The 2,827-nt window shown below is 69.1% G+C and carries 2 protein-coding genes; both read left to right on the top strand.

Going from position 1 to position 2,827, the window contains the following annotated elements:
* The first annotated feature begins 105 nt into the window (after window positions 1-105).
* The gene (locus PMI01_RS05840) at window positions 106-717 is read left to right on the top strand and encodes an NAD(P)H-dependent oxidoreductase (protein ID WP_007665214.1); all 612 of its coding nucleotides are present in this window, start codon (window positions 106-108) and stop codon (window positions 715-717) included.
* A gap of 163 nt (window positions 718-880) precedes the next feature.
* The gene (locus PMI01_RS05835) at window positions 881-2,797 is read left to right on the top strand and encodes a monovalent cation:proton antiporter-2 (CPA2) family protein (RefSeq protein ID WP_007665212.1); all 1,917 of its coding nucleotides are present in this window, start codon (window positions 881-883) and stop codon (window positions 2,795-2,797) included.
* Window positions 2,798-2,827 lie beyond the last annotated feature (30 nt).

Raw genomic sequence — 2,827 nt, 5'->3', positions numbered from 1 at the left:
GTCGACCATGGTTCCTCCCGGAGCGACGTTCGCCGATTGCTCTGAGCCGCCGGCCGAAGAAATTCAACCCTTGATGAATAAAATTTCGATCTGTGGAGTTTCAGCGTGACGGACCAGGCTCACCCAGCGGAAACTAGCACCGGGACGGAAGCCGCCGCCACCTCGCGCGTGCTGCTGACCCTCGCCCACCCGGCGCTGGAACGCTCCCGCGCCAACCGCGCCCTGGCCAAGGCCGCCAAGGGGCTGGCCGGGGTCACCTTCCACGACCTCTACGAGACCTATCCGGACTTCGCGATCGACATCGAGGCCGAGCAGGAAAAGCTGCTGGCCCACGACGTCATCGCCTTGCAGTTCCCGCTCTACTGGTACTCGACCCCGGCCCTGCTGAAAGAATGGTTCGACCTGGTGTGGCTGCACGGCTTCGCCTACGGCATCGACGGCAACGCCCTGGCCGGCAAGCGGCTGTTCGCCGCCTGCACCACCGGCGGCGCGGCCAAGGCCTATCACGCCCACGGCTACAACCGCTTCAGCATGGACGACTTCCTGCGCCCGCTGGAGCAGACGGCCTATCTGTGCGGCATGGTCTGGGAGACGCCCTTCGTGGTGCATAGCGCGGCGCTCAAGAACGACGAGGACCTCAAGGAGGAGGCCGGCCGCTACAAGGCCCGCATCGCCTCGCTGATGACCACGCCGGCCGACGCCGAGATGGGGGCGTGATGATTTTGAGTTTGGCGTCAGCTCAAATAGGTCGTCATCCCCCGACTTGTTCGGGGGACCCAAGCCGAGCTGGCCACAGCTTGATTTGGCGTCGCCGCTTGGGTCCCCCGCATAAAGCGGGGGATGACGGAGTTATTGTGCAGCTTGAAGGGATGACCCGCTAATGCCCTTCCTCCTCCAGGCCCTGGTCTATCTCGGCGCCGCCGTGATCTCCGTGCCGATCGCCAAGCGTCTGGGCCTCGGCTCGGTGCTGGGCTACCTGATCGCCGGGGTGGTGATCGGCCCCTTCGCCCTGTCGCTGGTCGGCGAGCAGACCGACGTCATGAAGTTCGCCGAGTTCGGCGTCGTCATCCTGCTGTTCCTGATCGGGCTGGAGGTCCAGCCCTCCACCCTGTGGGACATGCGCAAGGCGATCTTCGGCTTCGGCGGCGCCCAGGTCGTCGGCACCTCGGTGGCCATCGCCGGCGTCTCGATGCTGCTGGGGCTGCCCTGGCAGACCGCCCTGGCCGTGGGGATGGTGCTGGCCATGTCGTCCACCGCCATCGTGCTGCAGACCCTCGACGAGAAAGGCCTGAGGCAGGGACCGGTCGGACGCGCCGCTTTTGGGATCCTGCTGCTGCAGGACCTGGCGGTGATCCCGATGTTCGCCCTGCTGCCGACCCTGGCGACCATCGCCCCCAGCGTCCACGCCGAAGCGGCCGGCCACGGCGGGGCCAGCCTGGTCGAGCACCTGCCCCGCTGGGCCCAGGGCCTGTCGGTGCTGGCGGCCGTCGGCATCGTGGTCGGCGGCGGCCGCTACCTGGTGCGGCCGATCTTCCGCTTCATCGCCGAGGCCCGCCTGCGCGAGATCTTCACCGCCGCCGCCCTGCTGATCGTGGTCGGGGTGGCCAACATCATGCAGATGGTCGGCCTGTCTCCCGCCCTCGGGGCCTTCCTGGCCGGCGTCGTGCTGGCCGAGAGCGAGTTCCGGCGCGAGCTGGAAAGCGACATCGAGCCGTTCCGCGGCCTGCTGCTGGGCCTGTTCTTCATCACCGTCGGGGCCGGCATCGACCTGGGCCTGGTGGCTCGCCAGCCCCTGGTGCTGATCGGCCTGGTCGTCGGACTGATGAGCCTGAAGTTCCTGGTGATGTTCGGCCTGGCCCGGCTGTTCGGGGCCCCGGCGCGGGGCGCGGCGGCCGTCGCCACCGCCCTGGCCCAGGGCGGCGAATTCGCCTTCGTGCTGCTGACCTTCACGGTCGGGGCCGGCGTGATCGGGGCCACCCTGGCCGCCCTGCTGACCGCCGCTGTCGCGGTCTCGATGGCCCTGACGCCCGTGGCGATGATCCTCTACGAGCGCATCGCCCAGGCCATGGACGCGGCGATCCCCAAGGTGGTCCCCGAGACCGGCGAGTTCGACGACAGCGAACCCGACATCATCATCGCCGGCTTCGGCCGCTTCGGTCAGATCACCGGCCGCCTGCTGACCGCCAACGGTTTCCGCTCGACGGTGCTGGACAGCGACATCGAGCAGATCGACCTGCTGCGCCGGTTCGGCCGCCGGGTGCACTATGGCGACGCCACGCGGATGGACCTGCTGCGCGCCGCCGGCATCGAGCGGGCCCGGATGCTGATCGTCGCCCTCGACGACCGCGAAAAGACCGTCGAACTGGTGGAGACCGCCCGCAAGGCCTATCCCGACCTGGTGATCCTGGCCCGCGCCTGGGACCGCCGCCACGCCTACGACCTGCTGGCCAACGGCGCCGACGCGGTGGAGCGCGAGACCTTCGAATCCGCACTGGCCCTGGGCACCACGGCCCTGCAGAAGCTGGGCTACCGCGCCCACCGCGCCTATCGCGCCGCCTCGTTCTTCCGCCGCCACGACCGCAAGTCGTTCGAGGAGCTACGCCCGATCTGGGGCCAGGAAGAGGCCTATATCCTGGCCTCGCGCGACGCCGCCCAGACCATGGACCGCCTGCTGGCCACCGACCTGGCGCGCCTGCGGCCCGGCGACGCCGGCGGGGCGTGGGATACCGCCAGCCTGGACGAGGAACTGAAGGAACGGGCCGAACGGGACGCGTCCAAGCGCGAGGGGGCGAAGTAGGGGGACAAGCGCGTTCCTGAACCCTCTCCC

This window comes from Caulobacter sp. AP07, assembly GCF_000281955.1.
GTDB lineage: Bacteria > Pseudomonadota > Alphaproteobacteria > Caulobacterales > Caulobacteraceae > Caulobacter.
The sequence above is the reverse complement of the archived record's forward strand: the minus strand, read 5'-3'. Positions and strand labels throughout refer to the sequence as shown.